General features: G+C 72.3%; 13 protein-coding genes and 2 tRNA genes. 11 read left to right on the top strand and 4 right to left on the bottom strand.

Features of this window, described 5'->3' with window-relative positions; all coding sequences use genetic code 11:
- Positions 1-64 precede the first annotated feature (64 nt).
- The gene (locus ABZ449_RS31215) at positions 65-1372 is read left to right on the top strand and encodes a glycoside hydrolase family 18 protein (protein ID WP_360352873.1); all 1308 of its coding nucleotides are present in this window, start codon (positions 65-67) and stop codon (positions 1370-1372) included.
- 118 nt (positions 1373-1490) lie between these two features.
- Here the strand turns inward: ABZ449_RS31215 and pepN are convergent, their stop codons facing one another.
- Entirely contained in the window at positions 1491-4097 is a 2607-nt protein-coding gene (gene pepN, locus ABZ449_RS31210; protein ID WP_360352871.1) for an aminopeptidase N, read from the bottom strand.
- A gap of 220 nt (positions 4098-4317) precedes the next feature.
- Here pepN and ABZ449_RS31205 point away from each other — a divergent pair, with 220 nt between their 5' ends.
- The gene (locus tag ABZ449_RS31205) at positions 4318-4950 is read left to right on the top strand and encodes a DsbA family protein (protein WP_360352870.1); all 633 of its coding nucleotides are present in this window, start codon (positions 4318-4320) and stop codon (positions 4948-4950) included.
- Positions 4951-5022: 72 nt separating this feature from the next.
- On the opposite strand, the gene ABZ449_RS31200 is transcribed toward ABZ449_RS31205, so the two are convergent.
- The gene (locus ABZ449_RS31200; RefSeq protein WP_360352868.1) at positions 5023-6450 is read right to left on the bottom strand and encodes an amino acid permease; all 1428 of its coding nucleotides are present in this window, start codon (positions 6448-6450) and stop codon (positions 5023-5025) included.
- A 266-nt stretch (positions 6451-6716) separates the two neighbouring features.
- Here ABZ449_RS31200 and ABZ449_RS31195 point away from each other — a divergent pair, with 266 nt between their 5' ends.
- The 4 genes from ABZ449_RS31195 (at position 6717) to ABZ449_RS31180 (ending at position 10139) form a co-directional block, all read left to right on the top strand.
- Positions 6717-7316, top strand: a complete 600-nt coding sequence (locus tag ABZ449_RS31195; RefSeq protein WP_360352866.1) for a biotin transporter BioY — start codon at positions 6717-6719, stop codon at positions 7314-7316.
- A gap of 106 nt (positions 7317-7422) precedes the next feature.
- Positions 7423-7908, top strand: a complete 486-nt coding sequence (locus ABZ449_RS31190) for a ribose-5-phosphate isomerase (RefSeq protein WP_360352864.1) — start codon at positions 7423-7425, stop codon at positions 7906-7908.
- A gap of 415 nt (positions 7909-8323) precedes the next feature.
- Positions 8324-9463, top strand: a complete 1140-nt coding sequence (locus tag ABZ449_RS31185; RefSeq protein WP_360352863.1) for a PP2C family protein-serine/threonine phosphatase — start codon at positions 8324-8326, stop codon at positions 9461-9463.
- Between the two features lie 478 nt (positions 9464-9941).
- Positions 9942-10139: a hypothetical protein gene (locus ABZ449_RS31180; RefSeq protein ID WP_359914825.1), complete on the top strand. Its 198-nt coding sequence runs from the start codon at positions 9942-9944 to the stop codon at positions 10137-10139.
- Positions 10140-10172: 33 nt separating this feature from the next.
- Here ABZ449_RS31180 and ABZ449_RS31175 read toward each other — a convergent pair whose 3' ends face one another.
- Entirely contained in the window at positions 10173-10964 is a 792-nt protein-coding gene (locus ABZ449_RS31175) for a DUF6348 family protein (protein ID WP_360352861.1), read from the bottom strand.
- Between the two features lie 190 nt (positions 10965-11154).
- Here ABZ449_RS31175 and ABZ449_RS31170 point away from each other — a divergent pair, with 190 nt between their 5' ends.
- Positions 11155-11757: a hypothetical protein gene (locus ABZ449_RS31170; protein WP_360352859.1), complete on the top strand. Its 603-nt coding sequence runs from the start codon at positions 11155-11157 to the stop codon at positions 11755-11757.
- 71 nt (positions 11758-11828) lie between these two features.
- On the opposite strand, the gene ABZ449_RS31165 is transcribed toward ABZ449_RS31170, so the two are convergent.
- A tRNA-Gly gene (locus tag ABZ449_RS31165) sits at positions 11829-11899 on the bottom strand.
- Between the two features lie 195 nt (positions 11900-12094).
- Between ABZ449_RS31165 and ABZ449_RS31160 the strand changes: the two genes are divergently transcribed.
- From ABZ449_RS31160 to ABZ449_RS31145, 4 genes are all read left to right on the top strand, one after another.
- Positions 12095-12168, top strand: a tRNA-Pro gene (locus tag ABZ449_RS31160).
- Positions 12169-12475: 307 nt separating this feature from the next.
- The gene (gene tig / locus ABZ449_RS31155; protein ID WP_360352857.1) at positions 12476-13867 is read left to right on the top strand and encodes a trigger factor; all 1392 of its coding nucleotides are present in this window, start codon (positions 12476-12478) and stop codon (positions 13865-13867) included.
- 261 nt (positions 13868-14128) lie between these two features.
- Positions 14129-14755 carry an ATP-dependent Clp protease proteolytic subunit gene (locus tag ABZ449_RS31150; protein ID WP_360352855.1) on the top strand — a complete coding sequence of 209 codons (627 nt, stop codon included), beginning with the start codon at positions 14129-14131 and terminating at the stop codon, positions 14753-14755.
- A gap of 56 nt (positions 14756-14811) precedes the next feature.
- Complete coding sequence (locus ABZ449_RS31145; protein ID WP_360352853.1) at positions 14812-15474, top strand: ATP-dependent Clp protease proteolytic subunit; 663 nt, start codon at positions 14812-14814, stop codon at positions 15472-15474.
- Positions 15475-15630: the final 156 nt, after the last annotated feature.

Raw genomic sequence — 15630 nt, 5'->3', positions numbered from 1 at the left:
TGGACTAAACCTCTCTCTCATCTGGTCCAGACCATTTGACGTCGCTTCAGAGAACAGGTCCGGTATGCCCACTCGCGCCTCAGCCCTGCTCGCCGCCGCCACCGTCGCCGCGCTGCTCGCCGCCCCCGCCACCGCCTCCGCCGCCGACGGGCGGCACGGCCCGAAGCTGAAGGGCCAGCGGGTCGGCTACTTCACCCAGTGGGGCGCCGACAGCTCCGCCAAGCGGGTGCAGGAGTCCGGCCAGGCCGCCAAGCTCACCGTCATCAACTACGCCTTCGGCAACGTCTCCGCCGAGGGCACCTGCTTCGAGAGCAACGAGGCCGGGCAGGGTGACGCCCGCAACGACTACCAGCGCTCCTTCTCCGCGGCCGAGTCGGTGGACGGCGTGGCCGACTCCCCGGGCCAGAAGCTGAAGGGCCACTTCAACCAGCTGCGCAAGCTCAAGGCGAAGAACCCCCAGCTGCGCACCGTCATCTCGCTGGGCGGCTGGTCCTGGTCCAAGTACTTCTCCGACGCGGCCGCCACCGACGAGGCCCGCAAGAAGTTCGTCTCCTCCTGCATCGACCTCTACGTCAAGGGCGACGTGCCGGTCCTGGCCGACTCCCCGGAGGGCGGCAAGGGTGCGGCCGCGGGCGTCTTCGACGGCATCGACATCGACTGGGAGTACCCGGGCGGCGGCGGGGACGCGGGCAACGTGGTCCGCCCCGAGGACGGCCGCAACTTCACCCTGCTGATGCAGGAGTTCCGCGACCAGCTGGACGCCCTGAGCGGCAAGAAGGGCAAGCACTACCTGCTGACCGCCGCCGTGGCCGCCAACGAGACCGTCGCCGACCGGCTCGAACTGCCCCGGCTCAGCGAGTCGGTGGACTGGCTGAACGTCATGACCTACGACCTGCACGGCCCGTGGGAGGGCAAGGGCCCGGCCAACCACCAGGCCAACCTGTACTCCGACCCGACCGACCCGGACCCGCGCCGGCGCAGCGCCGACACCGCCGTGACGCACTACCAGGAGCGCGGGATGCCCTCCGAGCAGCTCGTCCTCGGCGCCCCGCTGTACGGCCACGGCTGGACCGGCGTCGCCCCCGGCAAGCGCGGCGGCCTCTTCCAGAGCGCCACCGGGGCGGCGCCCGACCACTCGTACCAGGAGATCAACGCGCTGCCGGGCAAGGTCTACCTGGACCGCGACCACGGCGCGTCCTGGAAGTACGACGGCACGACCTTCTACAGCTACGACACCGCCGAGGTGCTCACCCAGAAGGCGCGGTACACGCGCTGGAACGACCTGGGCGGGGTGATGGTCTGGTCGCTGGACGGCGACGACGCCCAGGGCAGCGCGATCGCCGCGCTGGACCGCGGCCTGCGCCGCGACTGACGGCTTCCCCGTCCCGAACCACGAGCGTCCCGCACGACGGGGCCTCCCGCACCACGGGGCCTCCCGCACCACGGGGGCCCGCCGCGGAAACACCCGCGGCGGGCCCCCGGAGCGACCGTCAGGCCCGGTCGCAGGCCTGCGCCCGCAGCGCGCGGGCCAGGTCGTCGCGGCGCTCCAGCACCAGGCGGCGCAGCGCCGGAGCGGCCTGCGGGTGCCCGGACAGCCAGGCGTCGGCCTCGGCCAGGGTCGGCTCGCCGGTCTGGGCGATCGGGAAGAGGCCGCCGACGATCCGCATCGCGATCTCGATGGTCCGGTCGGCCCAGACCCGTTCCAGCAGCTTGAAGTACGGCGCCGCGTAGAGGGCGGTCAGGTCGCGCTGGGAGGGGATCGAGAAGCCCGCGGTGTTGGCCTCGACCAGGGCGCTCGGCAGCTCGTCCGAGTCGATCACGGCCGACCAGGCGGCGGCCTTGGCCTCCGCGGTGGGCCGGGCGGCCAGGCACTGGGTGTGGTGCCGCTTGCCGCTCGCGGTGTTGTCAGCGGCCAGCTCGGCGTCCAGCTCCTCGTCGGTGGCCTGGCCGGACGCGGCCAGCGCCAGCCAGAGCGACCAGCGCAGGTCCTGGTCGACCTCCAGCCCGTCGATCCGGGCGCTGCCGGACAGCAGGCCGCGGACCAGGCCGAGGTGCTCGGCGCCGCCCGCGGTCTGGGCGAGGAACCGGGCCCAGGCCAGCTGGTGGTCGCTGCCGGGGACGGCCTCGCGCAGCTCGCGCAGGGCGCCGTCGGCGAGCAGCCGGCCGCCCTCGCCGCGCCAGGCCGGGTCCGCGTACAGGTCGACGGCGGTCTTGGCCTGGGAGTGCAGCGACTGGAGCACGCCGATGTTGCCCTCCTGGCCGGCGAACCGCAGCACCAGGGCGACGTAGTCGCGGGCCGGCATCAGGCCGTCCCGGGTGAGGTTCCAGACCGCGGACCAGGTCAGCGCCCGGGCCAGCTCGTCGCGGATGTCGCCGAGGCCGCCGCGCAGGTTCTCCAGCGACTCCTCGTCGAAGCGGATCTTGCAGTAGGTCAGGTCGTCGTCGTTGAGCAGCACCAGCGCCGGGCGGGGCAGGCCGACCGCCTCGGCGACGACGGTCCGGGTGCCGGTGACGTCCAGTTCGATCCGTCCGGTGCGCACCAGCGCGCCGTCGGCGTCCCGGTCGTACAGGCCGACCGCGATCCGGTGCGGGCGCAGCACGCCGCGCGACGGAGTCGCAGGATCGTTCGCGGTGTCCTGGAGCACCGCCAGCTCGGTGATCCGGCCCTCGGCGTCGGTGGTGACCTGCGGGGTGAGCGCGTTGACGCCGGAGGTCTGGAGCCAGGCGGCGGCCCAGGCCTTGAGGTCGCGGCCGCTGGTCTCCTCCAGCACCTCCAGCAGGTCGCCCAGCTCGGTGTTGCCGAAGGCGTGGCGCTTGAAGTAGCGGCGGGCGCCCTCGAAGAAGGCCTCGGAACCGACGTACGCGACCAGCTGCTTGAGGACGGAGGCGCCCTTGGCGTAGGTGATGCCGTCGAAGTTGAGCTTGGCGTCCTCCAGGTCCCGGATGTCCGCCGTGATCGGGTGGGTGGTGGGGAACTGGTCCTGCCGGTAGGCCCAGGCCTTGCGCTGGTTGGCGAAGGTGACCCAGGCCGAGGAGTAGCGGGTGCGGGCGCCGATCAGGCCGTAGGAGCCCATGAAGTCGGCGAAGGACTCCTTCAGCCACAGGTCGTCCCACCAGCGCATGGTGACCAGGTCGCCGAACCACATGTGCGCCATCTCGTGCAGGATGACGTTGGCCCGGCCCTCGTACGCGGCGTCGGTGACCTTCGAGCGGAAGACGAACTCCTCGCGGAAGGTGACGCAGCCGGGGTTCTCCATCGCGCCGATGTTGTACTCGGGGACGAAGGCCTGGTCGTACTTGCCGAAGGGGTACGGGTAGTCGAACTCCTCGTGGAAGAAGTCGAGTCCGAGCTTGGTGACGCCGAGGATCTCGTCCGCGTCGAAGTACGGGGCCAGCGACTTGCGGCACATCGCGGAGAGCGGGATCTCCAGCGCGGTGCCGTCGGCCAGCTCGCGGCGGTAGTGGTCGCGGGCGACGTGGTACGGGCCGGCGACGACGGCGGTGAGGTAGGTGGAGATCGGCTTGGTCGGCGCGAACTCCCAGGTGCGGCCGGCGTCCTGGGTGGTGGCGTCCTGCGCGGTGACGTTCTCGTGCGGGGCGTTGGACCACACGTCCCAGGCGGCCGGGGCGGTCACGGTGAAGGTGAACGGCGCCTTCAGGTCGGGCTGCTCGAAGTTCGCGAACACCCGGCGGGCGTCGGCCGGCTCGTAGTGGGTGTAGAGGTAGGTCTCGCCGTCCACCGGGTCGACGAACCGGTGCAGGCCCTCGCCGGTGCGGCTGTAGGCGCAGTCGGCCTCGACGGTCAGCACGTTCTCGGCGGCCAGGCCGTCGACGTGCACCCGGGCGCCGTCGTAGGCGGTGGCCGGGTCGAGGGCGCGGCCGTTGAGGGTGACCGAGCGGACGGCGGGGGCGAGCAGGTCGAGGAAGGTGCCGGCACCGGGCTGCGAGCAGCGGAAGGTGACGGTGGTGGTGGAGCGGAAGGTGCCGGCCGCCCGGTCCGGGGCCGAGGTCACGTCCAGCCGGACGTGGTAGCCGTCCACGGTCAGGATGCTGGCCCGCTGCTGAGCCTCGTCGCGGCTGAGGTTCTTGCCCGGCACGGCGGTACTCCTTTGTCCGGCTCGCACGGTGGTGCGCCTGTGGGTGGTGCGGTCTCGGCGCGGGGTGTGTCCGCGCGGGGCCATCCTTTCACGCCCCGTGCCGTCAGTACCATTGCACAGACGCCGCGTCGGCGCCGGAATCAGCGGCGTCGGGCGGGCGTTGGCGGTTCGGGGGTGGAACTCCCCCCTGCCTCGGATCGCCTCACGAAGGACACATCCAGTGACGACTGCCACTGAGCGCAAGACCGCCGACTTCTGGTTCGACCCGGCCTGCCCGTGGGCGTGGATGACCTCCCGCTGGATGGTCGAGGTCCAGCAGCTGCGTCCGGTCGACGTGCACTGGCACGTGATGAGCCTGTCGGTGCTCAACGAGCACCGGGACCTCCCGGAGAACTACCGGGAGCTGCTGGACAACGCCTGGGGCGCGGTGCGGGTCTGCATCGCCGCCGCCGAGCAGCACGGGCAGGAGGTGCTCGGCCGGCTCTACACCGAGCTGGGCGTGCGCTTCCACAACCAGGGCCTGCCGCAGAACCGGGAGACCATCGAGGCCGCCCTGGTGGCCGCGGGCCTGCCCGCGGAGCTGGCCGACGCGGCCGGCTCGGAGGAGTACGACGACGCCCTGCGCGCCTCGCACAAGGAGGGCATCACCCTGGTCGGCGAGGACGTCGGCACCCCGGTGATCGCGGTCGAGGGCGCGGACGGCGAGCGGGTGGCCTTCTTCGGCCCGGTGGTCACCCCCGCCCCGAAGGGGGAGGCCGCGGCCCGGCTGTGGGACGGCACCCTGCTGGTGGCCTCCACCCCCGGCTTCTACGAGATCAAGCGCACCCGTACGGCCGGCCCGTCCTTCGAGTAGTCGCGAGGACCCCGGAAACGCGGCAGGGCCCGGCACCGATCGGTACCGGGCCCTCGCCGTGCGTCGGGAAGGTCAGCGCAGGGCGGCGGCGTCCCGGCGCTGCTTGAGCAGCCCGGCGACGGTGAGCGCCGCGACCAGCACGCCGGCCGCGTACAGCTGCTCGCGGTTGCCCTCGGTGGTGGTCATCAGGGCGAGGATGCCGGCCACGGCGGCCATCGCGATCCAGGTCAGGTACGGGTAGCCCCACATCTTCACGGTGAGCAGCTCGGGCGCCTCGCGCTCCAGGCGGCGGCGCATCCGCAGCTGGACGACGCAGATGAACAGCCAGACCACCAGGATCGCCACGCCGGTGGTGTTCATCAGCCAGGTGAACACGGTGTCCGGCCAGAACTTGGCCGCCAGCACGGCGCCGAAGCCGAACAGACAGGACATCAGCACGGCCCTGCGCGGCACCCCGCCGCTGACCTTGGCCAGCGCCTTGGGGCCCTGGCCGCGGCCGACCAGCGAGTACGCCATGCGGGAGGCGCCGTAGATGTTGGCGTTCATCGCGGACAGCAGCGCGACCAGCACCACCACCTGCATGATCGTTCCGGCGGCGGGCACGCCGAGGTGGCTCAGCACGGTGACGTACGGGCCGTCGGCGACGACCTTCGGGTCCTTCCAGGAGACCAGGGTGACGACCAGGGCCATCGAGCCGATGTAGAAGATCGCGATCCGCCACACCGCGGTGCGCACGGCGTTGGCGACGTTCTTCTTGGGGTCCTCGGACTCGGCGGCGGCGATGGTGACGGTCTCCAGACCGCCGTACGCGAAGACCGAGGCGAGCAGGCCCACGATCAGTCCGTCGACGCCGTTGGGCAGGAAGCCGCCCTGACCGGTCAGGTTCGCCGTGCCGGGGGTGCCGGGGCCGATCACGCCGGCGATGCCGAGCCCGCCGAGGACCAGGAAGGCGACGATCGCGGCGATCTTGATCGCGGCGAACCAGAACTCGAACTCGCCGAAGTTCTTCACCGCGGTGAGGTTGCTGGCGCAGAAGAAGATCATGAACAGGCCGACCCAGGCCCAGGCGGAGACGCCGGGTATCCAGCCGTTGACGATCTTCCCGGCGGCGGTGGCCTCGGCGGCGACGCCGCAGCAGAGCATCACCCAGTACATCCAGCCGGCCGTGATCCCGGCCCAGGGGCCGACCTCCTTCTCGGCGTGCACCGAGAACGAGCCGGAGGCGGGGCGGGCGGCGGACATCTCGCCGAGCATTCTCATGATCAGCATGACCAGGAGGCCGGAGAGCGCGAACGCCAGGATGATCGCCGGGCCGGCGGCCGCGATGCCGGCGCCGGAGCCGACGAAGAGGCCGGCGCCGATCACGCCACCGAGGGCGATCATGGACAGGTGGCGCTGCTTCAGCCCGTGGGAGAGCTGCTGTCCACCCGGCGCCGGGCCGGTGGCCGGCTGGGTTCCGTCGGGGGTCCCGGTCGCCGTAGGGGCGGAAGTGGGGGCCATAGGGGTGGTTCCAGACTGTGCGGTATGCGACATGAGCTGTCCAATATCCGGCGGCACCACTGTCCATGCCAAGAATGTTCGATTCGGGCCCACCATGCGGACCGCGCCGAAACCTACCGTGATCATGCTGTGACCAGCAGTTGTTCCGGGCCGGTTCCGACAATGCCCGTGGCCGGGGGTTTGTCCGAAACCGTGCCGTTCGCCCAGTGGATCACCGCGTAGGTTCACAGGTGTTCACTCACCTGGACTCTCACGGAGGAGCCCCGATGGCCACTGCCACCACCCCGATACCGCGCCGCGCCGTCCTCGCCGACCTGCTGCCCGCCGCCTCCACCCGCCTCGGCGCCCAGACCCGCGACCTGGCCCTGGTGGCCGGCGGCGCCGCGCTGACCGGCCTGGCCGCCCAGCTCTCGGTGAACGTCCCCGGCTCGCCGGTGCCGGTCACCGGCCAGACCTTCGCCGCCCTGCTGGTCGGCACCGCGCTCGGCGCCCGCCGCGGCGTCGCCTCGCTCGTGCTCTACATGCTGGCCGGCATGGCGGGCCTGCCCTGGTTCGCCGGGGGCACCTCGGGCTGGGCGACGGCCTCCTTCGGCTACGTGATCGGCTTCGTCCTCGCCGCCGCCCTGACCGGCGCGCTGGCCCGCCGCGGCGCCGACCGCACCCCGGTCAACACCGCCGTCACCATGGTCCTCGGCAGCCTCGCCATCTACGCGGTCGGCGTCCCGTACCTCGCGCTGTCGCTGCACGTGTCGCTCGCCCGTGCCGCCGAGCTCGGCCTCTACCCGTACCTGGTCGGCGACGCCCTCAAGGCCGCCCTCGCCGCCGGCGCCCTGCCGCTGGCCTGGAAGCTGCTCGGCCGGCGCTGATCCACCCCGGCCGGCGCTGATCCGCCCGGCCGTGCCGCCCCGCCGACCCACCCGGCAGGCGCCCCCGTTGTCGGGCCCGGGTGCACGCGCGTGCCACACTCATGGCATGCGCGTGTACCTGGGCTCCGACCATGCCGGATACGAACTGAAGAACCACCTCGTGGAGTGGCTCAAGGGGGCCGGCCACGAGCCGGTCGACTGCGGGCCGCACATCTACGACGCCGAGGACGACTACCCGCCGTTCTGCCTGCGTGCCGCCGAGCGCACTGCCGCCGACGAGGACGCCCTGGGCATCGTGATCGGCGGCTCGGGCAACGGCGAGGCGATCGCCGCCAACAAGGTCAAGGGCGTCCGGGCCGCGCTGGCCTGGAGCGCGCAGACCGCCGAGCTCGGCCGTCAGCACAACAACGCCAACGTGATCTCCATCGGCGGCCGCATGCACACGCTGGAGGAGGCCACCGAGTTCGTCGAGGTCTTCCTCAAGACCCCGTACAGCGGCGAGCCCCGGCACACCCGCCGGATCGAGATGCTGAGCGAGTACGAGACCACCGGCGAGCTCCCGCCGATCCCGGCCCACCACCCGCAGGGCTGATCCCTCCACCCACCCGCCCCGGCGGCCGGCCGCACGCTCCCGTGCGACCGGCCGCCGCCGTGTCCGGGGCCCGGCCGTCGTGTGACGGGCCGGAGCGGCCCCGGACCGCCTGTGGGATCGGCCACAGGCCCCAGCGCGCGAACACCCCCGCACGCGGGGCGCACGCGCCGCCCGCACGGTTCGTACGCCCAACCCGCGTACGCTTCCTGACGGCGCGCCCGCAACCCCGCCGATCGGCCGAAACCCGCCCCGCGCCCCGCGCTCCGGCCCCCGCGCCCGCCCCCGGCCCGTCGACGCCGGGCCGTGCCCGTGGATAGGGTCGGACCCCATGGCTGGCAGAGCGCCGGGCACAACGCCCCAGACGACTGCGACGAGGCCCGGCGCCGCCACGGCGTCCGAGTCCGTGACGGCCCGGTTGCGCAAGAGGGTCCGCCGGGTCCGCCGAAGGCTGCGCACGGCCGGTGTGGACTACTTCCGCGGCGGCGCCGCCGACTGGCCGGTGCTCTGTGCGCTCGCCCTGCTCGTCCCGCTGCTGATCCTGCTCAACATCTGGTTCCCCGGCTGGGCCCCGCCCACCTCCCTGGTCCTGCCGATCCTGGCCGGCGCCCTGCTGCTGCGCCCCGGCAGCCTGGTGGTGCTCTACGCGCTGGCCGCGCTCGGCCTCTCCTCCGAGTCCGTGATCCACACCGGCCAGCGGGTCGCCAGCGACAACCCCGACGCGTACCTCTACGGCGTGACCCCGGGCGCGGCCCTGGTGGTCGGCGCCGCCGGGGTCGGCGGCCTGCTGCTCGCCCAGTTCCGGGCCCGGGTCGGCGTGCCCTGGTGGGGCGGCTCCACCATGCTGTTCGACCTGCGCGAGCGGCTGCGGGTGCAGAGCCGGGTGCCCGAGCTGCCGGACGGCTGGCACGCGGACATGGCGCTGCGCCCGGCCGGCGGCCAGTCCTTCTCCGGGGACTTCGTGGTCGCCGCCCGCACCGGTCCCGGCCAGCGGCTGCTGGAGGTGGTCCTCGCGGACGTCTCCGGCAAGGGCATGGACGCCGGCTCCCGCGCGCTGCTGCTCTCCGGCGCCTTCGGCGGTCTGGTCGGCTCGCTGCCCGCGCACGACTTCCTGCCCGCCGCCAACGGCTACCTGCTGCGCCAGTCCTGGGAGGAGGGCTTCGCCACCGCCGTCCACCTGGTGCTGGACCTGGACACCGGGGAGTACGAGCTGCTCTCGGCCGGGCACCTGCCGGGCATGCAGCGGCTGGCCGGGGAGGGGCGCTGGGAGGTCAAGCAGGCCGAGGGTCCGCTGCTCGGGATCTACGACGGCGCCAAGTTCGACGGCGTGCGCGGCCGGCTGAACCGGGGCGACGTGCTGATGCTGTGCACCGACGGCATGGTCGAGGCCCCGGGCCGGGACCTCGCGGAGGGCATGGACCGGCTGATGGGGGAGGCGGACCGGCTGGTGCCCGGCTGCGGACCCGGTACGGGCACGGGCACCGCGGCCGCGCTGATCGAGACGGTCGCCCGGGACATCAACGACGACCGCGCCGTCCTGCTGCTCTGGCGCGACTGACACCGCCTCCGGGGCACATGCCGGGGGCAGCCGCCGCTGTCAAGCCTGGCAGCTGATCTTCGGCCAAATCGGAGGCCCCGCCGACGGAGCGGACCAGCGGCTTCCGTTACCCGCCCCCGGCCGTTTTCCGGCCGCTCAGCACGGCCCCGCCGACGATTCGTCAGGACGGCTCCGCTATCGTCCCGGTCGGCGGAAACTCGTCTCGCATCGCAGGATATCGGCGTTGGGCTGACTTTCAGACCTTTACGCAATCGGCACGGTCGACCACACTGAGTCCGGGCGGGACTGTTCAGGATTCGGGGGATGGGGGGCGTCGCGTGCGGCACGACAGGCAGCGGTCGACTGTGGGCTCCCTCGCCGGCACTGTGCCGGACGGTCCGCGATTCCGCCTCGGGACCGTCGGACAGGCCGGGGTCCGGCTTTCGCAGGTGCCGCCGGGCGGCGGCACCCCGCTATGAAAACGAGGAAGTGAGTCCGGGTGGCACTCTCCGTCTCCGCACTGGTCCTGTTCGCGATCCTGTGCATCATCTTCATCCGCAACAAGCAGATGAAGATCCCGCACGCGATCGTCGCCGCCCTGTTCGGCTTCATGCTCCACGAGACCACGGTCGCCGGCTCCATCAACTCGCTGCTGGCCAACCTGGCGCACAGCATCTCCGGCATCACCGGAGGCTGATCCGGTCGGGCCGTCCGCACTCCTGCCGAGGGGTCACCGGCCGGCCCGTCTGGCTTCCCGCCAGCGAGCGAACAGTCCCCGGGGCCGCGCCGCCGCCGGGGCCGGGACACGCATCGGTGCGGGTGTCGCGGCACCCGCCGGCGCGTGCTGCCCCGATGCCGCCGGCTCGGCCGTCAGCAGGACGAACAGCCGCGCCCAGCACAGCCGTTCGCCCCGAGGCCAGTCCAGCGCGCGCAGCGCCGCCGACGCCGCCTCCGACACCTCGCCGCCCACCCGGACCTCGGCGACGTCGTCCCCCGCCTTCCCGCCCAGGAAGAGCTTGACGCCCACCGGCCCGGGCCCGGTCAACTCCGCGCGCAGCGCGGGCGCCAGCGCCGGCAGCACCCGGTGCTCGGCCAGCCAGTTCGCCAGGCGCTCGTTGCCGAAGCCGAAGACCGCGGCCGGGCCCTGCGCCGCGCGCCAGCCCGGGAGTTCGGGCAGGTGCGGTCGGTCGGCGCGCACCCCGTGGCCCTGCGCCGCCTCGACCAGCACCGGGGCGGTGGTGGTCGCCCACATCTTCACCGCGTTGGCGAGCTTCTCCTCCTCGGTCTTGCCGAGGCCGGCCGCGCAGTCCCACACCACCGGGGCGTCCGCCCGGCCCAGGTGCAGCACGAAGCCGAGGTCCACGTGCCCGGCGCCGTCGTCCCCGGGGTGCTCGCGCACCGCCACCGCCGTGGTGCCGGGGCCGCGGACCACCTCGCCGTCCGGGCGGAACACCTGGCCCAGTCGCGCCATCTCCCGGACCACACAGCGCTGAATGACGGCCAGTCGCTCCTGCGGACGCACCGGGACTCCTCCACCTCGGGAGCGCGGCGGCTGAGCTCGCGCTCGAACTGCGCTCGAACGCCGCCGAGGCTATCGGCCCGACAGCCCGCCGGGAAACCATGCGGACCGTACGGTCCTCCGGTCGCGAAAAAGTCCTGAATGCCCCATTTTGGGCAGCGGAACCTGAAGGCCGTCCGCCCGGAGGACCCGCATGCCCCGCACCACCGCCCCGCCCCCGTCCGTCCTCCTCGCCCCCGGGCCGCCGCCGTTCGGCCCGTCCACCTCGGGCCCGTCCACCTCGGGCCCGTCCGCCTCGGCGTCGGCCGCCTCGGGGCTGGTGGCCGAGATCGAGGCCTACCTCGCCGAGCTGCCCGCCCCCGCGCGCACCCCGGCGCCGTACGCCTGCCCGTACGGCAGCGTCCTGCGGCCCTGGCAGGCCGGCCACCCCGAGCCCCGGGCCACCCTGCTCGACCGGGCGCTGGGCCGCCCCGCCCGCCCCGTCCCGGTCAGCGCGGCCGACCACCTCCGGCTCGCCTCCCGCTACATCGGGGCGCACGGCTGGCTCCAGGGCGCGATGTGGGACGCGGCCGGCCGGGTCTGCCTGCTCGGCGCGCAGGCCGCCGTCCTGGCGCACGGGTACGGCACCCCGGCCACCGTGCGCACCGCCCGGGTCCAGCTGATGGAGGTGCTGCACGCCACCGGCCGCCCGGCGCGTTCCCCGGACGAGTACAACGACCGCCCGACCACCCGGGAGGGCGACGTCCACCAGCTGCTGGACCGGGCCGCCGCCCGGGCCGCCCGGCTCGGGCTCTGAGGTCCGCGGCCGCGGGAGCCCGGAAACGCCGACGGCCCCGGTGCGCTGGGCGCACCGGGGCCGAATCGGAGAGCGGGCGACGAGAATCGAACTCGCGTGACTAGTTTGGAAGACTAGGGCTCTACCATTGAGCTACGCCCGCACGACGCTCCCAGCCGTCACCGGCCGGAAGTTCGGGGGACAGCCTACCTGGTCCGGCTGCCCGAGTGCACACCCTTTCGCGGATCGCCCCGTGCGCACCCCTCCCGCGCCCGCGCGGTATATGTCGCGGTCGCGCCCGCGCGGAATAGTTCGGCGAGCCGTGCAGGCCCGGCGTGTACGCTTCCTCTCGGCACCACGGGGTGTGGCGCAGTTTGGTAGCGCGTCCGCTTTGGGAGCGGAAGGCCGTCGGTTCGAATCCGGTCACCCCGACAGTGCGGCAGGGTCTCGCCCACCGGGGCGGGGCCCTGTTCTGTATCGGAGCCGCGTGGCGGCGGTACGGTGGCGTCTGGCGTCCGCCTTTCGTGGTACCGGTAGGATGGGGCGCTGGCGGTAGTCCCTGTGGCGTCAACCCAGGTCGACCGCACGAGGGCGAGGAGTCAAGCTCACCGTCCACCCCCACGGGAGATGCAGCTCCAACCGCCCATCGCCCGTCTCGTCCGACCCCACCTTCCGGCTCCGGCCGGGCGACGGGGGCGGGCGGAGGCAACCCGACCGCAAGCCCATAGGAGACCAAACCGTGAAGAGCGCCGTCGAGACTCTGAACCCGACCCGGGTTCGACTCACCGTCGAGGTGCCCTTCGAGGAGCTCAAGCCCAGCCTCGACGCGGCGTACAAGAAGATCAACCAGCAGGTCTCGGTCCCGGGCTTCCGCAAGGGCAAGATCCCGAACCGGGTCATCGACCAGCGCTTCGGCCGTGGCGCCGTGCTGGAGGAGGCCGTCAACGACGCCCTGCCGCGCTTCTACACGCAGGCCGTCGACGAGGGCAAGATCGAGGTCCTCGGCCAGCCCGACATCACCAACATCGAGGGTGTCGAGAAGATCGCCGACGGCGGTGACCTGAAGTTCACCGCCGAGGTGGACGTCCGCCCGGAGATCACCCTCCCGGAGTTCTCCTCCATCGAGGTGACCGTCGACCCGATCGTCGTCTCCGACGAGGACATCGAGAAGTCGCTGGAGCAGCTGCGCGAGCGCTTCTCCTCGGTCAAGGACGTCGAGCGCGCCGCCGCCGCCGGTGACATCGTGGTCGTCGACCTGGTCGCCAAGGTCGACGGCGAGGTGCCGGACGACGGCACCGCCAACGGCGTCAGCTACGAGATCGGCTCGGGCCGTCTGATCGACGGCATCGACGAGGCCGTCGTCGGCCTGTCGGCCGGCGAGGAGAAGACCTTCGAGACCGAGCTCAAGGGTGGCACCCAGGCGGGCAAGACCTCCGAGGTCACCGTCACCGTCACCGCCGTCCAGGAGAAGGAGCTGCCCGAGCTGGACGACGAGTTCGCCCAGCTGGCCAGCGAGTTCGACACCCTGGAGGACCTGCGCGCCGACTCCCGCAAGCGCCTCGAGCGCATGAAGGAGTACGACCAGGCCACCCAGGCCCAGGAGAAGGTCCTGGACGCGCTGCTCGCCCTGGTTGAGATCGAGTACCCCGAGAAGCTCCTCAAGGACGAGGTCGAGACCCGCAAGCACAACGTGGAGCACCACCAGCTCCAGCCGATGGGCCTCACCCTCGAAGCCTTCCTGGAGACCCAGGACAAGACCCGCGAGGAGTGGGACGCGGAGATCGAGGAGCAGGCGAAGAAGGGCATCAAGACCCAGTTCGTCCTGGACCAGATCGTCGCCAACGAGGAGCTGGGTGTTAACCAGGAGGAGCTGACCGAGCACCTCATCCGCCGCGCCGCCGGCTCCGGCCTCACCCCGGACCAGTTCGCCCAGCAGGTCGTCCAGGGCGGCCAGGTTCCGCTGCTGGTCGGCGAGGTCGCCCGCGGCAAGGCGCTGGCCACCGTGGTCGAGGCCGCCAAGGTCGTCGACACCGAGGGCAACGAGATCAACTTCGACGACGAGGACGAGACGGCCGAGACCGTCGAGGCCGCCGCCGAGGAGACCGCCGCCGAGGAGAAGACCGAGGCCTGAGTGCTCCGGTAGCCCCTCCAGGCTGCAGCGGGCCCGGACGCCGTACGGTGTCCGGGCCCGCTGTCGTCCCGGTCGCGGCCGCCGCGACCCTGCGCTCACAGCGAACAGTTCTGCGTGAGGGATTCTGCGGCCCGGCCTGCGCGTTAGGGTCCTTGGACAGCAACAATCACGACGTGATACCCGGAAGCTGTGCGACACCGTGGCGGCCGTGGAGCGACCGTCCAAACCGACTGAGCAGGTGGCTAAGTGACGTTCCCGCAGATGCAGATGCCTGGCCCGATGGCGCCGCACGCCGCCGCTGGTGACGTGCTCGGCGGCCTTGGCGACCAGGTCTACAACCGACTGCTCAACGAGCGGATCATCTTCCTCGGCCAGGCGGTCGACGACGACATCGCCAACAAGATCACCGCGCAGCTGCTGCTGCTGGCCGCGGACCCGGAAAAGGACATCTTCCTCTACATCAACTCCCCGGGCGGCTCGATCTCGGCCGGCATGGCGATCTACGACACCATGCAGTACATCAAGAACGACGTCGTCACCATCGCGATGGGCATGGCGGCCTCGATGGGCCAGTTCCTGCTCACCGCGGGTGCCCCCGGCAAGCGCTTCTCGCTGCCGAACTCGACCATCCTGATGCACCAGCCCTCCGCGGGCCTCGGCGGTTCCGCCACCGACATCCGCATCCAGGCCGAGCAGCTGCTCCGCACCAAGAAGCGGATGTCCGAGCTGATCGCCCACCACAGCGGCCAGTCCTTCGAGCAGATCACCGCGGACTCCGACCGCGACCGCTGGTTCACCCCGGAGGAGGCCCTGCAGTACGGCCTCATCGACGCGATCATGCACAGCGCCGCGGACGTCCCCGGCGGCGGCGGCACGGGCGCTGCCTGAGCCTCGGCCCGGCCCGCGAGACCACAGCCACAACGCCCCGGAGGACAAGGACCCCCATGAACATCCCCAGCCTGTCGGCCGCCAAGGCCCGCGTCGAGGACATGCGCGCCGAGGGCCGCTACATCGTCCCGCGCTTCGTCGAGCGCACCACGCAGGGCATCCGCGAGTACGACCCGTACGCCAAGCTGTTCGAGGAGCGCATCATCTTCCTCGGCTCGCAGGTCGACGACGTCTCGGCGAACGACATCATGGCGCAGCTGCTGTGCCTGGAGTCGATGGACCCGGACCGCGAGATCCAGATGTACATCAACTCGCCCGGCGGCTCGTTCACGGCCCTGACGGCCATCTACGACACGATGCAGTACGTGAAGCCGGACATCACCACCGTCTGCATGGGCCAGGCGGCCTCCGCCGCGGCCGTGCTGCTCGCCGCCGGCACCCCCGGCAAGCGGATGGCGCTGCCGAACGCCCGCATCCTGATCCACCAGCCGTACACCGAGACCGGCCGCGGCCAGGTGTCCGACCTGGAGATCCAGGCCAAGGAGATCTTCCGGATGCGCGAGCAGCTGGAGGAGATGCTCTCCAAGCACTCCAACCGGTCGGCGGAGCAGGTGCGCGACGACATCGAGCGCGACAAGATCCTGACCGCCGAGGAGGCCGTCGAGTACGGCCTGGTCGACCAGATCATCTCCACCCGCAAGACCTCGCTGACCTCCTGAGGTCGGCTCCCTCTCCTCCTGGTGGCCACCGGGCTGGGTACCCGTCCAGCCGCCGGGCCGGGGGAGAGGACCCATCGGGGCGGGGGGGGGGGGCGGGGGGGGGGCCCCCCCCCCCCCCCCGGGGGGGGCCGCGGCCCGCCGCTGGTAGGGTTTAGA

Source organism: Kitasatospora sp. NPDC005856, from assembly GCF_040629945.1.
In the GTDB taxonomy this organism is placed as follows: domain Bacteria; phylum Actinomycetota; class Actinomycetes; order Streptomycetales; family Streptomycetaceae; genus Kitasatospora.
This window is presented reverse-complemented; position numbering and strand designations above follow the sequence as displayed.